Annotated in this window: 15 protein-coding genes and 1 tRNA gene; 12 read left to right on the forward strand and 4 right to left on the reverse strand. The window is 59.9% G+C overall.

What is annotated here, in order from left to right; all coding sequences use genetic code 11:
- Positions 1–165: 165 nt before the first annotated feature.
- Entirely contained in the window at positions 166–1827 is a 1662-nt protein-coding gene (locus tag BLU46_RS14465; RefSeq protein WP_017478167.1) for an OFA family MFS transporter, read from the reverse strand.
- Between the two features lie 323 nt (positions 1828–2150).
- Here BLU46_RS14465 and BLU46_RS14470 point away from each other — a divergent pair, with 323 nt between their 5' ends.
- The 7 genes from BLU46_RS14470 to BLU46_RS14500 all read left to right on the forward strand — a co-directional run bounded on the left by BLU46_RS14470 (position 2151) and on the right by BLU46_RS14500 (position 7391).
- Entirely contained in the window at positions 2151–4367 is a 2217-nt protein-coding gene (locus BLU46_RS14470; RefSeq protein WP_093202749.1) for an AsmA family protein, read from the forward strand.
- A complete protein-coding gene (gene mutY / locus BLU46_RS14475) occupies positions 4364–5431 on the forward strand; it encodes an A/G-specific adenine glycosylase (RefSeq protein WP_093202754.1) in 1068 nt (355 codons plus the stop codon). Before BLU46_RS14470 ends, mutY begins: the two co-directional genes overlap by 4 nt.
- Positions 5428–5700 carry an oxidative damage protection protein gene (locus tag BLU46_RS14480; RefSeq protein WP_010169058.1) on the forward strand — a complete coding sequence of 91 codons (273 nt, stop codon included), beginning with the start codon at positions 5428–5430 and terminating at the stop codon, positions 5698–5700. The genes mutY and BLU46_RS14480 overlap by 4 nt, the downstream gene beginning before the upstream one ends.
- A 103-nt stretch (positions 5701–5803) precedes the next feature.
- Positions 5804–5879: transfer RNA gene (locus BLU46_RS14485), tRNA-Phe, on the forward strand.
- Positions 5880–6174: 295 nt separating this feature from the next.
- A complete protein-coding gene (locus BLU46_RS14490; RefSeq protein ID WP_063033515.1) occupies positions 6175–6633 on the forward strand; it encodes a hypothetical protein in 459 nt (152 codons plus the stop codon).
- A 52-nt stretch (positions 6634–6685) separates the two neighbouring features.
- Entirely contained in the window at positions 6686–6985 is a 300-nt protein-coding gene (locus BLU46_RS14495; RefSeq protein ID WP_017478162.1) for a hypothetical protein, read from the forward strand.
- 85 nt (positions 6986–7070) lie between these two features.
- Complete coding sequence (locus tag BLU46_RS14500) at positions 7071–7391, forward strand: hypothetical protein (protein ID WP_093202759.1); 321 nt, start codon at positions 7071–7073, stop codon at positions 7389–7391.
- Between the two features lie 186 nt (positions 7392–7577).
- On the opposite strand, the gene BLU46_RS14505 is transcribed toward BLU46_RS14500, so the two are convergent.
- Together BLU46_RS14505 and BLU46_RS14510 are read right to left on the reverse strand one after the other, a co-directional pair.
- Positions 7578–9218 carry an ArnT family glycosyltransferase gene (locus BLU46_RS14505; RefSeq protein ID WP_172834538.1) on the reverse strand — a complete coding sequence of 547 codons (1641 nt, stop codon included), beginning with the start codon at positions 9216–9218 and terminating at the stop codon, positions 7578–7580.
- 87 nt (positions 9219–9305) lie between these two features.
- Positions 9306–10271: an arsenic resistance protein gene (locus BLU46_RS14510; RefSeq protein WP_093202767.1), complete on the reverse strand. Its 966-nt coding sequence runs from the start codon at positions 10269–10271 to the stop codon at positions 9306–9308.
- 172 nt (positions 10272–10443) lie between these two features.
- Between BLU46_RS14510 and BLU46_RS14515 the strand changes: the two genes are divergently transcribed.
- Positions 10444–11364: an alpha/beta hydrolase family protein gene (locus BLU46_RS14515; protein WP_093202771.1), complete on the forward strand. Its 921-nt coding sequence runs from the start codon at positions 10444–10446 to the stop codon at positions 11362–11364.
- Positions 11365–11437: 73 nt separating this feature from the next.
- Positions 11438–11851 carry a hypothetical protein gene (locus BLU46_RS14520; RefSeq protein WP_063033519.1) on the forward strand — a complete coding sequence of 138 codons (414 nt, stop codon included), beginning with the start codon at positions 11438–11440 and terminating at the stop codon, positions 11849–11851.
- Between the two features lie 141 nt (positions 11852–11992).
- Here the strand turns inward: BLU46_RS14520 and gabP are convergent, their stop codons facing one another.
- The gene (gene gabP / locus BLU46_RS14525; RefSeq protein WP_093202776.1) at positions 11993–13384 is read right to left on the reverse strand and encodes a GABA permease; all 1392 of its coding nucleotides are present in this window, start codon (positions 13382–13384) and stop codon (positions 11993–11995) included.
- Positions 13385–13938: 554 nt separating this feature from the next.
- Between gabP and BLU46_RS14530 the strand changes: the two genes are divergently transcribed.
- The 3 genes from BLU46_RS14530 (at position 13939) to BLU46_RS14540 (ending at position 16247) form a co-directional block, all read left to right on the forward strand.
- Positions 13939–14712, forward strand: coding sequence for an ABC transporter ATP-binding protein (locus BLU46_RS14530; RefSeq protein ID WP_017478155.1), 774 nt, complete (start codon positions 13939–13941; stop codon positions 14710–14712).
- A 13-nt stretch (positions 14713–14725) separates the two neighbouring features.
- Positions 14726–15478, forward strand: coding sequence for an ABC transporter substrate-binding protein (locus tag BLU46_RS14535; protein ID WP_063033521.1), 753 nt, complete (start codon positions 14726–14728; stop codon positions 15476–15478).
- A gap of 73 nt (positions 15479–15551) precedes the next feature.
- The gene (locus tag BLU46_RS14540; RefSeq protein WP_093202781.1) at positions 15552–16247 is read left to right on the forward strand and encodes an ABC transporter permease; all 696 of its coding nucleotides are present in this window, start codon (positions 15552–15554) and stop codon (positions 16245–16247) included.
- Positions 16248–16274: the final 27 nt, after the last annotated feature.

Raw genomic sequence — 16274 nt, forward strand, 5'->3', positions numbered from 1 at the left:
AGTGTCGAGGATAGACATGTCAGTACAAGCGTGGGAGCAGCTTTGTGTGGGAGCGGGCTTGCTCGCGAAAGCGGTGTGTCAGCCAATACATGTGCTGACTGATCCATCGCATTCGCGAGCAAGCCCGCTCCCACACAAGCCCGCTCCCACAAGGTTTACGCGGTGTTAGTGGAACAATACTGCGGTTTTCTGCAGGGTGACCCACACGCCCCACGCCAACGGAATACCCACCACCAGCCAGGCGGCAACCGCCAATGGCACGCTGCCGGATGAGGCTTTCCATTCCAGCACGGTGCTGGAATCGGCGCCCTTGTCGTGGCCAAGCGCCTGTTCGGCAGCCAGTTCCGCGTCGGTCATGAAGTACTTGTCTGCCACCGGCCGTACCAGCAGGTTGCAGATAAAGCCCAGCACCAGCAGGCCGGCGAGGATGTACAAGGTGATGTCGTAGGCCGCAGCGCGTTCAACGCCGATGCTCAACTGGTACTCACGCAGGTAGTTCACCAGTACCGGACCCAACACACCCGCCGCTGCCCACGCCGTCAGCAGACGACCATGGATCGCGCCCACCATTTGCGTACCGAACAGGTCCGCCAGGTAAGCCGGGACGGTCGCAAAACCACCGCCGTACATCGACAGGATGATGCAGAACGCAGCCACGAACAGCGCGACGTTGCCCAGGTGGCCCAGGTTCGGGATCAACGCGTACAGGGCAAATCCCAATGCGAAGAACACGAAGTAGGTGTTTTTACGGCCCAGGTAGTCGGAGAACGATGCCCAGAAGAACCGGCCACCGATGTTGAACAGGCTCAACAGACCGGTAAAGCCGGCGGCAATGGCTGCGATGGACGCCAGTTGACCGGCATCCAGCTGGCCAAACGTCAGGCCGTTACCCAGCAATTTGCCGCCGAACACTTCCTGCAGCAGCGGCGAAGCCATGCCGAGGATGCCGATACCGGCCGATACGTTCAGGCACAGCACCAGCCACACCAGGCGGAATTGCGGGGTTTTCCAGGCCACGTTTACGTGCACGTGACGGTGGGTAATCATCGCGTTGCTGGCTTTTTTCGCCGGGGCAGTCCAGCCCTCGGGCTTCCAGCCGGTCGGCGGAACGCGGTAGGACAAGGCACCGCCGATCATGAACACGAAGTAGATCGCGGCCATGACCACAAAGCTCTGCCACACGCCCACGCTGGTCGGCGAGGCAAAGTGGCCCATCAGGGCGGCTGCCAACGGGGCACCCACCATCGCGCCGCCGCCGAAGCCCATGATCGCCATGCCGGTGGCCATGCCGCGCTTGTCCGGGAACCACTTGATCAGGGTCGAGACCGGCGAGATATAACCCAGGCCCAGGCCGATACCACCAATGACCCCGGAGCCGATCCACATCAGCCAGATCTGGTGGGTATAGATCCCCAATGCGGAGATCAGCAGGCCGCCGCACCAGCACAAGGCCGACACGACGCCGGCTTTACGTGGCCCGGCATGTTCCAGCCAGCCGCCCCAAATGGCTGCCGAGCAACCCAGGAAGATGAAGAACAGGGTGTAGATCCAGCCCAGCATGGAGATGGGCCAATCGCATTGCGACGAGAAGACCTGGCTGATAAAGCTCATGTCCGGCGCACAGGCGACCGGTGCGGTGATACCCAGCGCCTTGGACAACGGCAACCAGAACACCGAGAAGCCGTAGGCCATGCCGATACACAGGTGGATGGCCAGGGCGGCTGGTGGTACCAGCCAACGGTTGAACCCGGGCTTGGCGATAATGCGCTCCTTGGACAGGAACGCAGGCTGTGCAGCAGTATGACCCGCCGCAGTGCTAGTGCTCATTGGTGTTTCCCCCAGTTATTAGTATGTGTCCGTCGGGCGCTCTCTCCTTCAGCCTTGCACGCAAAGCGTGGCCGTTTTTTTGAGTAAAGCTCCATTTTGGCGCGACGTTTAGCCGCAGAAGGCGGACGAACACGCAGAGATTAGCATCTGTGGATGACAGAAAAACCAAACTGCCATCACCTTCTCCAGGTTATCTGACTTATTTGACGCCAAAATCCCGTTTTTCCGACCGTGGATACAATGTAACTATCCGCGAACTGACGTAAGCCTTCGGGCGTTATACTCTTCGGCTAAATTTTAAATCGACATACAAGGACTCGCCCATGAAAGCGTTCGGCAAAATCCTGGGTCTGGTACTTCTCGGGCTGTTGCTGATCATTGTGGCTCTAGGCTTTGCCCTGACCCATCTCTTCGATCCCAACGACTACAAAGACGAGATTCGCCAGATTGCCCGCGACAAGGCCCACATCGAGCTGACGCTCAATGGCGACATCGGGTGGAGCCTGTTCCCCTGGCTCGGTCTTGAATTGCACGAGGCCAGCGTTGCGACCCTGACCAACCCGACCCAACCGTTTGCCGATTTGCAGATGCTCGGCCTGTCGGTTCGCGTGCTGCCGCTGCTGCGCCGCGAAGTGCAGATGAGCGACGTGCGCGTCGAAGGCCTGAACCTGCGCCTGAACAAAGACGTGCATGGCCACGGCAACTGGGAAGACATCGGCAAGAATGTGCCGGACCCGGCCACCGCCACCAATGCGCCCACCGTCACTGAAGCGGCCACGCCGCCCAAGCCTGAAAAGCCGCCGCAGCCGATCCGCCTGGACATCGACAGCCTGACCATCAACAACGCCCGCGTCGAATACAACGATGAGCAGACCGGCAAGCAGTTCAGCGCCGAAAGCATCCAGTTGAGCGCCGGCGCGGTGCACGAAGGTGCAAGCATCCCACTGAAACTCACCGCATTCCTCGGCACCAACCAGCCGCTGATGCGCGTCAAGACCGAGTTGAACGGCAACCTGCGCATTCAACGCGCCCTCCAGCGTTACCAGTTCGAAGACATGAAACTCAGTGGCGAAGCCACGGGCGAGCCACTGCAAGGCAAGACCGTAACCTTTTCGACCCAGGGCCAATTGCTGGTGGACCTTGCCGCCAACATCGCCGAATGGACCAATATGAAGCTGTCGCTGAACCAACTGCGCGCCCTGGGCGAGCTGAAGGTCAATGACCTGGACAAGACTCCGCAGCTTAATGGTGCCCTGTCGATTGCCCAGTTTGACCTGGCCAAGTTCCTCGACAGCGTCGGCAACCCGCTGCCACCGATGGCCGCAGGCAGCCTGAGCAAGGTCGAACTGGTCAGCCGCCTCAAGGGCACGCCGACCAGCCTGGCGCTTGAAGACCTCAACCTGAAACTCGACGACAGCACCTTTACCGGGCGCGTGGCCGTGGATGATTTCGCCAAGCAATCCCTGCGAGTGCAGCTCAAGGCGGATACGTTCAACGCCGACAACTACCTGCCGGCCAAGTCCGAAGCCGCCAAAGGCGCTGCGGCCGCACGCCAGGCTGAAGTGCAGAACAGCGAAGCCGGCGCCATGGCGGCCGGTGGCACCACACCACTGCCGGATGCGCCGACCAAGGCCGCTTGGAGCACCGACAAACTGCTGCCACTGACCCGCCTGCGTACCCTGGACGTGAACGCCGACCTGTCCTTCGGCCAACTGACCCTGAGCAAGCTGCCGATCCAGAACGCCGCCCTGAAAGCTTCCGGCCTCGATGGTCAGCTCAAGCTCGACACGTTGAGCGGCGGCCTCTACAACGGCACCTTCCAGGCCAACGGCAACCTTGACGTGCGCCAGGACGTCCCGCTGCTGGCGCTGCAAACCCGCATCAAGCAAGTACCCGTCGAACGCATCCTGCAAGCCCAGGGGCAAAACCCGCCGGTGAAGGGCCAGCTCACCCTCGACAGCAACCTCAACGGTCGCGGCAATAGCCAGAAAGCCCTGATCGACAGCCTCAACGGTACCGCCAGCTTCGCGATCAACAATGGCGTGCTGCTCAACGCCAACATCGAGCAACAGCTGTGCACGGGCATCGCCCTGCTCAACCGCAAGACCCTCAGCGGCGACCAGCGCGGCAAGGACACCCCGTTCCAGGAGCTCAAGGGCAACCTGACCTTCCGTAACGGCGTGGCCAGTAACCCTGACCTGAAAGTGCGCATCCCGGGCCTGGCCGTCAACGGCAACGGCGACATCGACCTGCGCGTGCTGGGTATGGACTACCGGGTCGGCATCATCGTCGAAGGCGACCAGCGCGACGTGCCGGACCCGGCTTGCCAGGTGGGCTCCAATTTCCAGAACATCGAAGTCCCGTTGCGCTGTCGTGGCCCGCTGGAACTGGGCGCCAAGGCTTGCCGCCTGGACAAGGACGGCTTGAGCCAGGTCGCGATCAAAGCGGCGGGCAACAAGCTCAGCGAGAAGCTTGAGCAGAAGCTCGACAAGGTCAATCCACAGTTGAAAGACGCTTTGAAAGGCCTGTTCAATCGATGAAAAACGAGGAATTTTCAACGGCGGTGCTGGACTGGTACGACCGCCATGGTCGCCACGACCTGCCCTGGCAACAGGGCATCACGCCTTACCGGGTGTGGGTCTCGGAGATCATGTTGCAGCAGACTCAGGTCAGCACGGTGCTGAACTACTTCGATCGGTTCATGGCGTCATTGCCGACGGTCGAAGCCTTGGCTGCCGCGCCGGAAGACGAGGTGCTGCACCTGTGGACCGGGCTGGGTTACTACACCCGAGCGCGCAACCTGCAAAAGACCGCAAAGATCGTCGTGGCCGAATACGGCGGCGAGTTTCCCCGTGACGTCGAAAAGCTCACCGAGTTACCGGGCATTGGCCTGTCCACCGCTGGCGCAATTGCCAGCCTGAGCATGGGCCTGCGGGCGCCGATCCTCGATGGCAACGTCAAACGCGTGCTGGCGCGCTTTACCGCGCAAGAGGGTTACCCGGGCGAGCCGAAGGTCGCCAAGCAGCTGTGGGCCACCGCAGAGCGCTTTACGCCCCACGACCGCGTCAACGCCTACACCCAGGCGATGATGGACATGGGCGCCACCCTTTGCACCCGCAGTAAACCCAGTTGCCTGCTGTGCCCGCTGGAAAAGGGCTGCGAAGCCCACATGCTCGGCCTGGAAACCCGCTACCCGATCCCCAAGCCACGCAAGACCGTGCCCCAGAAGCGCACGCTGATGCCGTTGCTGGCCAATGGCGAGGGCGCGATCCTGCTTTACCGTCGCCCTTCCACGGGCCTGTGGGGCGGTTTGTGGAGCTTGCCCGAGCTGGATGACCTGAGCGATCTGGAGCACCTGGCCAACCAGCACTCGCTGGCGCTGGGCGAGCAACAGGAACTGCCGAGCCTGATCCACACCTTCAGCCACTTCCAACTGGCTATCGAACCCTGGCTGGTCCAGGTCCAGGAGTCTGCCCATCACGTGGCCGAGGCTGACTGGCTCTGGTATAACCTCGCCACCCCGCCGCGCCTGGGCCTTGCCGCCCCGGTGAAAAAACTGCTGAAGCGCGCGGCTGAAGTATTGAACGCAGGAGTTCCGTCATGACCCGCACCATCATCTGCCGCAAGTACCACGAAGAACTGCCCGCCCTGGAGCGCGCCCCGTTCCCTGGCGCCAAGGGCCAGGACATTTTTGACAACGTCTCCGCCAAGGCCTGGGCTGACTGGCAAAAGCACCAGACCCTGCTGATCAACGAAAAACGCCTGAACATGATGAACGCCGAAGACCGCAAATACCTGCAGGGCGAGATGGACAAGTTTTTTTCCGGCGAAGATTACGCCAAGGCCGACGGCTACGTGCCACCTGCTGAATAATTGATCAAATGTGGGGGTTGGCCCGTAAGCGACGGTAATAATTAAATATTTTTTGAAAACTTGCTTGACGACCCCCTGAAAAACCCGTTTAATGCGCCCCGTTGCCCAGATAGCTCAGTCGGTAGAGCAGGGGATTGAAAATCCCCGTGTCGGCGGTTCGATTCCGTCTCTGGGCACCACTAATACCGAAAAACCCCAAGCGAAGATGATTCCTTGGGGTTTTTTATTGCCTGCGATTTAGTGCTTCCCCGTGCACCCAGCACACACAAGATCAAGCCGACCTGCAGCGCCGCAAAATAATGGCACTATGATATGATTCAGGCGAATGCCATGGCAGGCGAGCGATACTAGAAGGATGCACCCCTCCCGTACTCCCCGCCGACCTTTGGTATTTGCAAACCAAAACAGGTCTACGCGTTTGCGCCTCCCCTGCCAGTTCCCAAAGCCCTCGACGTCAATCGACACGGAAGAGTTATGCCCACCATCAACGATCTAAAAGACAAAATCGACACTAAAACCGTGAACATGGTGTTGCTCACCATCGCAACGGCCGGGCTGTACCTTCTGCTGTGGGTGTACAGAAGCAACCTGATCATCAGCGAAACCACAAAAATTCGCCTGGTCGACAACACCTACATCATCTGGCTGGCGGTATGCATTGGCTTGAGCGGCGCCTTTACCAAGACCGGATCGTCCCTCGATCTGGTGGGCCTCATTCTTTCCCTGGCAGGCGGCGCGTTGTACGTCGTCTGGGCATTCAAAGCCAGGAAAGCATTGTCGGAATATGCGCTGAACGAATTCCAGATCGACCTGAGAATGAACGGCTTCTACACCTTCTTCCTGAGCGTCTACTACATCAACTACTGCATCAACGACCTGCCTGAAGAGCAAAGAAAGCAAAACATTCTGCGCGGCCACACCCAGCAGGCTTGACCCCTGAACGGGCGCAGGACAGCGCCCGGCACGCCCAATCAAGGACACCCGGATGATCCGCACAACAGGAAGTCTCAAAGCCGCATTGGCACTCTCTGCGTCCCTGCTCTGCCTCGGCACCGCTCATGCCGCCAATGAAGAACTTGCCCAAGAGGTCAGGGAGAGCATTCAAGAAGAGTGGGATAAATCCACTTCGCCTGGCGAGAACAAGATCAAGGAGCTGACGCTGATCAAACGCGGAGAAAACAAATACCGCGGGCTTCTTGAGGTCGACGGCCCCGATGGCGAGGAAAGCCTGATCCTCAAAGTGATGGTCGATGACGACAACATCATCTGGGAAGTCGTCGATTAACACCGATAAACACGCACCCGGTTGCACTACCCGGTATTGCGACAGCCCGGCGCACTGCTACCCCTCAGGGCATATGGAGAAGTAAATGGCATACACATCGATCATTTTCAAAAACCCGAACACGGGCTCGATGAAGGAAGCACCTGTCGGATTTTCGTGGACGACGTTCTTTTTCGGTTGCTTCCCGGCACTGTTCCGCGGCGACCTCAAATACGGCCTGCTTCAATTCGTGATCGCGATAATCACGATGGGCTTCAGCAACATCGTGTTTGCGTTCATCTACAACAAGTTCTACATAAAGGACTTGATCGGCCAAGGCTTCAAGGCACAGTCGATTGCCAGTGGCGACATCAACTTTGCCTCGGCAAAAATCGGCATGCAGATCCCGACGCTGGAAGCGGCGTGATCGATGGCTGCCTGTCACCGCAGCCAAAAACATCGCCTGCAAAAAACCTGCCCCGTGCAGGTTTTTTTATGCCGTGTGATTGCGACGTGATGTCGATCACCACGAAAGTACCAAAGCCTGGCAGGTAGGCTGCAAAGCGCTTTAATCAGGCCAGCCGGTCATCCAGGCGGCGACCAGGGCAACGGGTTACTTCACCAGGAACACCAATAATGGGTTGTCATTCAACCGCCCATTGAACACAGGCGCCATATGCTCCAGCGGCGTGCCGCTCAGCAATGCGGTTTGCTTTCGCTCCACAATCACCCAGGCGGGGCGCGGCAGCGTGTCCACTAGCAACGGTTCGTTGCGCCCAATGAACAACGGCTTCTCGTCGTGATCCAGGTTCATGATGTAGCGAATCGCCCAGGTGTCTTTGGCGAGATCCACAAACACCAGGGTTCCAGGCGTATCGGCACGCAGCTTCTCCACCGCGCCAACGAAGTTCTTGGTGTCGTATTGCAGGTCCTTGGCCGGCTCCACCACCACGACGAGCACCAGCCATTGGGTGACCAACGCAACAAGGCTGAGCACCACCAAACGCTGGCCGAGACGGCCCTGCAAACGGCGCCAGGCAATCACCGCTGCCAGTTGCAACACCATCAGCACACCCACCAACGCAGGCACTGAAACGTCCGGCCAGTAACCGTGCTTGTGCCACAGGTGCCGACAGACAAACACCACCACAATGCCCAGCACCGGCAACACAGCCACCAGCCACTCATAGCCACGACGCACCCCAAGCAGCCAGCCTTGGGCCTGGAGCAGGCCATAGGCGGCTACCGCAGCAAACATCGGGACCATCGGCACGATGTAATAGGCGCGCTTGAAGTGCGGGATGGACAAGCCCACTAAAATCATCAGGCCGCAGGCGGCCAGGCGCAGCATCAGCTGCACGTCGGCATCTTCGTTACGCATCGACCATTTGTGGCGCAGGGCAATCATCGTTGCCAGTGCCAGAGGTACCACCGGGAAGTAACGGTACAGGCTCAGCTTGAAGTAGAAGTAGAACGCCTCACCGGATTCGTCGAGGCGCCCGGCGAACTGCATCCTGAGCACATCATCGACAAAAGCATCGCCACCACTGATCCGCGCCAGCTTCAATAGCAACCACCAACAGCCGGCCAGCAGGATCAGGCCGATCACGCCATGGGCAATGACCTTTTTCAGCACGCCAATTCGCTCTTGCCGCGTACGAGCGGGGCCCAGTGCCCAGTAGACACACACCACCCCGCACACCTCGATCAGCCCCAGCGGCCCGCGAATGGCAAACGCCAACACGAACAACGGAAAGACCGCATATTGGCGCAGCCTCGAACCTATGCGCTCGCCGGTATGCAACAGATAAAAAGCACCGAGGCACAGCAACGAGACCATCTGGTCCAGGCATACCGAGCGCGACTTCTCCAGCAACTGGGCGGTCAGTGCGGTGAGCAGCACCGTCAGCAGCGCCCACGCCCGGCCGGACGGCACCAGCAAGCGGTAGATCAGCGCCATGACCCCGGCAGACGCCAAGGCGGTGGGCATCACGTTAGCCAGGTCGTTGGGCGCGCCGAACAAGCGGGCAAAGAGGTAACTGAGGTAGGTCGCGGTGCCCGGGTAGTCCGGGTAAGGCTCACCGTAGGTGGTAGGAAACAGGCTCGCGCCGTGGCGAAACATCTCTTGCATGAACACGGCCCAGCGGCCGTCGAAGCCTTGTGGCTGCTGGTCCCAGATGCCCAGGGTAAACAGCAGCAAGGCGATAACGAAAATGCCCAGCGATTCCATTCGAAAGCGATTGTGTTGATCCATTATTCAGCCTGTCAGGTGGGGTAAACCGGTCCATGTTGCCGAACCCCACCCTGAATGCCCCCTGAACGGAATCAAACATTCATCCGCCTAACGACGAGCGGGCCAGATCAGCAGCGGAATCAGCCGGATATAGAGTAGCTCTCCCACCAGCTCCACCAGGGTTTGCATGATCACTGCGGCGGCGGCAAGCCCGCGGATGTCTTCAGGCAATGCCAGCGCCAGCGGCAGCACCACCAGGGAATTGCGTGTGGACGCGCTGAAGGTGACCGCCCGTGCCGTGGTCGCCGGTAGCTTGAACAGTCGCGAAGCCAATGCCCCCATCAGCGGGGCCAGCAACAGGAAGCCGATATACACCGGGATCACCGGCGCCAGCAGGCCGATATCGCGGACCACAGCAGTAATCTGCGAACCGATCACCACCATCAGCACCAGCGCCATGGCAGGTACGGGTAACCAGGCCCAGGCATCGTTCCACGCACTGATGACTGTGGATCGCCGGGACAGGGAAGTCGTCAGCACCGCCAGAATCATGGGCACAACGATCAGCAGCAGGAAGGCCTCTACAAACGGTCCCACCGCCACCACCACCTGCGACTGCGCCCCCAACATCACTCCCAGATACACCGGCAACAGCAACAGTTGCAGCAGCAACAGAACCGGGGTCGCCGCAAGCATCAGCCGCGAGTCACCCTTGCCGATATGAGTGAACACCACCACGTAGTCGATGCATGGCGTCAGCAGCACCAGCAACGCGCCGATCAGAATCGCCGGGTGTTCCACCAGGCCACGGGTCAACGCCCACACCAGCAGCGGGATCAGGATGAAGTTGGCCAACAGCAACGCGACCATGAAGCGTTTGTTGCCCAGACCCTGGCGCAGGTGCAGAAACGGGATTTGCAGGAACATCGCATACATCAACACGGCGATGGCAGGTGTCACCAGGGTGCCCAGGCCTTGGGCCATGGATGGCGCCAACAGGCCGACAATGGCAGCCAGCAGCACGGTGGCGAAGTAGATCGGGATCTGGTTTTGTTCGAGGGTGTCGCGGGTCATGGGCCGGCTCTGGTGGGCGAAAGGGTCTAAGCCTAGGCATCTGTGCCGCTCAGGTCGAGCCTCAGAAAAATCCCCGGGGTGTTCGTAGCGGAAATTTGTTAGTTTCGACTTCTTATAAAACTGCGCACGGGCCGTTGACACCCCATCGAAAGCGCAATGATCGAGCCTGCTCATGAACCTGCCAATCCGACCTCAAGCCGAAGCATTCCGCGAGCCCACAGCCGATGGGCATTCCATCGGAGGCTTCACGTGGCGCCATCCGCGCACAGACTTTGAACGCCCGGTCGTCATCATCAACGCCGCCACCTCTGTACGCTGCCGTCACTACTCACGGTTTGCCGATTACCTGTTTGCCAATGGCTTCGACGTCATCACCTACGACTACCGCGGCATCGGCGAATCCCGCAGCGGCTCGCTGAAGGGGTTCAAGGCCTCATGGTCGGATTGGGGCGTGCTGGACTTCGAAGCGATCCTGCAGCGAGCACAGCGGGAGTTCGCTGGCCAGCCGATTGATGTGGTCGGGCACAGTTTTGGCGGATGTGCGGCGGGACTCGGGGCTTCCGGCGCGGTAATTCGGCGCCTGGTGACGGTAGGCGCGCAGTTTGCCTACTGGCGCGACTACGAGGCGAGCTGGCGCTGGCGGATGTTTGCCAAATGGCATGTGGTGATGCCATTGATAACTGCGTTTTTTGGCTACTTCCCGGGCAAGCGCATGGGCTGGCTCGAGGATACGCCGGCGGGTGTGGTACGCGATTGGAGCACGCCGACGCCGGGTTATGAACAGCGCCCCAGCGGGCGGGCCTTGGGTGAGTTGCCGTTTTCCCGGGTGAAGGCACAGGTATTGGCGATCAGCATTACCGATGATCCGTTTGGCACGGTGGCGGCAATCGAGCGCCTGCTGGGTTATTTCAAAGGCAGCGAGCGCACGCATCTGCGGATCGCCCCTGAAGATATCGGCGAAAAAGAGGTCGGGCATTTCGCGTTCTTTCGCAGCCAGTATCAGGATCGGTTGTGGCCGATTGCGCTGGCATGGCTACAGCGGGGAGAGCTGGCCCAAGGCACTCCGGGGCGCCAAGTGACGGATCGCACTTAGAAAGCCTTGGGATTTCCCCAGACCTGCGCTTCAATACCCCATTCCCAGATCCTGACACCAAGGACGTGAGCCCATGGCCTCGCCGAACAAGCAGCAAAAACGCGCCCACCGGGCAAAAGCCAAGGCCAAGCAGAACCGCACCCAGCGCGCCGTCGCTACCAAGCCGGATGCTTTTGCTGGCGATGACAGCCGCATTGATCTTGAGTCGGTGGATTTGACCGAGCTGTTCCTGGAGATGCGCACCGCTGGCGAAACCAGCCAACAGGCGCTGTGTGCGGTGTTCCTGGCGCACCCGCTGTTGGCGGTGGTGCTGGAGCAGGAAGGTGAAGAGGAAGCGACCGACTTTATCCTCGCGGCACTGATCGAGTATCGCCAGTGGGCCACGGATACCGAGGATGAAGCGGCAGCGCTGGCGTGGATTGAATCGCCGGAGTTCCAGGCCGATTACGTCGCGGCGTCACAGGCGCTGGTTAGCTCCGAAGACTGATACAAAACGAAATGTGGGAGCCGGGCTTGCCCGCGATGGCGGTGTGTCAGTCGATACATGTGTTGACTGACACACCGCCATCGCGGGCAAGCCCGGCTCCCACAGTTTTTTGCAGTGTTTGATGAATCGTATTTCAATCCATCAATTCAGCACCGCCGCCCCAATCTTCCGGCCCTTGCGCCGACGCGACACCATCAGCCCGGCCGCAACCACCAGCAAGCTCAGAATCCCGGTGGCCATGATCTCCACCTGGTGCGCTTCCTGGAACAGCATGATCGTCAGCACGCCCACGATGAACACGATCACCGCATACGTCAGGCCCGGGAACAGCCACATCTTGAAGGCAATCTTCTCGCCCGCTTCCGTGCGCTTCTGGCGCATGCGCAGTTGCGACACGGCGATCACCAAGTACACCAGCAGCGCGATGGCGCCGGAGCTGGCCAGCAGGAATTCAAACACCGCCGCCGGGGCCACGTAGTTGGCGAATACCGCCAGGAACGCCGCGCCGGTAGACAGCAACACCGCCCAGTAAGGCGTGCCGCTCTTGTTGGTGATCTTGGACACCGCCGGTGCATCACCGCGACGGCCCAGGGAGAACATCATGCGTGAAGCGGTGTACAGCGCCGAGTTCAGGCAACTGGTCACAGCCACCAACACCACCAGGTCAACGATCAGCTTGGCATTCGGGATGCCCATGCGTTCCAGCACCGTCTGGTAGGAACCGACCGCTGCCAGCGCAGGATCATTCCATGGCACCAGGGCCACGACGATGAAGATCGACACCAGGTAGAACAAGCCGATCCGCCAGATCACCGAATTGGTGGCCTTGGAGATCTGCTGGCCAGGGTTCTTCGATTCAGCGGCCGCGATGGTCACGATCTCGGTGCCCATGAACGAGAACATCGTGGTCAGGATCGCCGCCAACACCGCGCCCATGCCGTTTGGCAGGAAGCCCTGGGTGTCGAACAGGTGCGAAACGCCGCTGACCTGGCTGCCCGGCAAGAAGCCGAAAATCGCCAGGATGCCGAGGATCACAAAGCCAATGATCGCCACCACTTTGATCAGCGCAAACCAGAACTCGAACTCGCCGTAGTTCTTCACGCTGAACAGGTTGGTCGCGGTCAGCAGCAAGGTGATGATCAGGGTGAATGCCCAGATCGCCACGCTGGGAAACCAGGCGTGGAGGATGGTCGCGGCGGCGTTGGCTTCCAGCGGAATCACCAGCACCCAGAACCACCAATAAAGCCAGCCGATGGTGAAACCGGCCCAGTGACCAATCGCACGGTCGGCATAAGTAGAGAACGAACCCGTGTCCGGGGATGCCACGGCCATCTCGGCCAGCATGCGCATGACCAACACCACCAGCGTACCGGCGGCCGCATACGCCAGCAGCACGGCCGGGCCTGCGGCAGCAATCGCGTGGCCGGAGCCGACAAACAACCCGGCACCGATAACGCCGGCAATCGACAGCATGGTGACGTGACGCGGTTTGAGCCCCTGTTCGAGGTCATTGGAGCTTTGCGTACTACTCATTGACACACCTTTACGAGGAATTGCGAATACGGTCCACCCGGCCTGACGTCTTTCTCGTGAAAAGAAACCAACGGGGCGTTCTTTATTTTTTACGCAAGATTTGCGCCAAAATGTTACAGGGCCGCGATTGACGCGGCCTGTAGGGAAACTCAACAGCTCTCGTAAGTCACTGACACTAATGGCATTCCGCTATAGCGTTACTGTGCGACCCACTTGAAGTACGAACGGACGCACCAAAAACACACACAAATTGTGCGTGACGCTCCATTAAAGGGCTGATAAGGACCGTTCGCCGGTTTAACCCTTCCAACACCCGGCCAAAGCTGGCACCATCGCGCCCTTTTTTACGCGAAGCCTGTAGGCATCCGGGTTCAAACGGCTGTTCGGTTGTTGATGGCGCGACACACTGCTGTGCCGATGCGACACCCTGCCGCAGACCGTCTGTTTACCGCCTGCAGGGCTGTTGGCTGTCATCCAAACGCTATGCTAGCTTGGCGCCTCGCCAGGAAGGCGGGCCAACAGCAGGAGCGCAATGAACACAATGAGGACCGCACATGGCTGAGGCCACGCCCGCGCTTGAAATCCGCAACTTGCATAAACGCTATGGTGAGCTGGAGGTGCTTAAAGGTATCTCGCTGACCGCCCGCGACGGCGATGTGATCTCGATCCTGGGTTCCTCCGGTTCCGGCAAGTCCACGTTCCTGCGCTGCATCAACCTCCTGGAAAACCCACATCAGGGGCAAATCCTGGTGGCTGGCGAAGAGCTCAAGCTCAAGGCCGCGAAAAACGGTGAGCTGGTAGCCGCCGACGGCAAACAGATCAACCGCCTGCGCAGCGAAATCGGTTTTGTGTTTCAAAACTTTAACCTGTGGCCGCACATGAGCGTCCTCGACAACATCATCGAGGCCCCGCGCCGCGTGCTCGGCCAGAGCAAGGCCGAAGCCATCGAAATCGCCGAAGCCTTGCTGGCCAAGGTCGGCATCAGCGACAAGCGCCACGCCTACCCGGCGCAACTGTCCGGCGGCCAGCAGCAACGCGCCGCGATCGCCCGCACTCTGGCCATGCAGCCCAAAGTCATCCTGTTCGACGAGCCGACATCGGCCCTTGACCCGGAAATGGTTCAGGAAGTACTTAATGTGATCCGCGCACTGGCCGAAGAAGGCCGCACCATGCTGCTGGTCACCCATGAAATGGGCTTCGCCCGCCAGGTGTCCAGTGAAGTGGTGTTCCTGCACCAGGGCCTGGTCGAAGAGCAAGGATCGCCACAGCAGGTGTTTGAAAACCCGCTTTCGGCGCGCTGCAAACAATTCATGTCCAGCAACCGCTAACGGAGCAACATGCATGCAGAACTATAAAAAATTCCTCCTGGCTGCCGCCGTTTCGATGGCGTTCAGCGCCACGGCGATGGCCGAGACTTTGAAAATGGGGATCGAAGCGGCCTACCCGCCGTTCAACAATAAAGATGCCAGCGGCAACGTTGTCGGCTTCGACAAGGACATCGGCGACGCCCTGTGCGCCAAGATGAAAGTCGAGAAGTGCGAAGTGTATGTCTCGGACTGGGACGGCATCATCCCGGCCCTGAACGCCAAGAAGTTCGACTTCCTGGTCTCCTCGCTGTCCATCACCGATGAACGCAAGCAGGCCGTCGACTTCACCGACCCGTACTACTCCAACAAGCTGCAGTTCATCGCGCCTAAAGCCACCAAGGACTTCAAGACCGACGCGGACTACCTGAAGGGCAAGATCATCGGTGCTCAACGCGCGACGCTGGCCGGCACCTACCTGGAAGACAAGCTGCCGGACACCACCGCCAAGCTCTACGACACCCAGGAAAACGCCTACCTCGACCTGACTTCCGGCCGCCTGGACGGGATGTTGGCCGACAAGTACGTGCAGTACGAGTGGCTGAAAAGCAAAGACGGCTCCGCCTACGAATTCAAGGGCGACCCGGTGGTCGAGAGTGACAAGATCGGTATCGCCGTACGCAAAGGCGACCCACTGCGTGAGCGCTTGAACAAAGCCCTGGCAGAAATCAAAGCCGACGGCACCTACAAAAAGATCAACGACAAGTACTTCCCTTTCAGTATCGAGTGATTCTGAATGGCCTGCCCGGCGCGCTCGCTTGAGTGCGCCGGTCCTGAGCTTTGCCTTGCGAAACGACTAAACCATGAATTTCGACCTCTACGGATTCGGCCCGGCGCTTGCCGCTGGTGCGCTGATGACCGTCAAGCTGGCGCTCACCGCCCTGTGCCTCGGGCTGGTGCTCGGCCTGGCCGGCGCCCTGGCCAAGACATCCCCGTACAAGCCGCTGCAATGGCTTGGCGGCGCCTACTCCACCCTGGTTCGCGGCATTCCGGAACTGCTGTGGGTACTGCTGATTTACTTCGGTACGGTCAACCTGATGCGCTCCCTCGGGGAGTATTTCGGCAACCCCGACCTGTCCCTCAGTGCCTTTGCCGCCGGTGTTATCGCCCTGGGCCTGTGCTTTGGCGCCTACGCCACGGAAGTGTTCCGCGGCGCGATCCTCGCCATTCCCAAGGGTCACCGTGAAGCCGGTGTCGCGCTGGGCCTGTCGAAGTTTCGGATCTTCACCCGGTTGATCATGCCGCAGATGTGGCGCATCGCCCTGCCCGGACTGGGCAACCTGTTCATGATTTTGATGAAGGACACCGCGCTGGTCTCGGTGATCGGCCTGGAAGAAATCATGCGCCACGCGCAGATCGGCGTGACCGTCACCAAGCAGCCCTTCACCTTCTTTATGGTTGCGGCCTTCATGTACCTGGGCCTCACCGTCCTGGCGATGACCGGCATGCACTTCCTGGAAAAACGTGCCGCGCGCGGCTTTGCGAGGAGCACGCAATGAGTGGCGACTACAGCTGGCTGTCGCATT

Source organism: Pseudomonas yamanorum, from assembly GCF_900105735.1.
GTDB lineage: Bacteria > Pseudomonadota > Gammaproteobacteria > Pseudomonadales > Pseudomonadaceae > Aquipseudomonas > Aquipseudomonas yamanorum.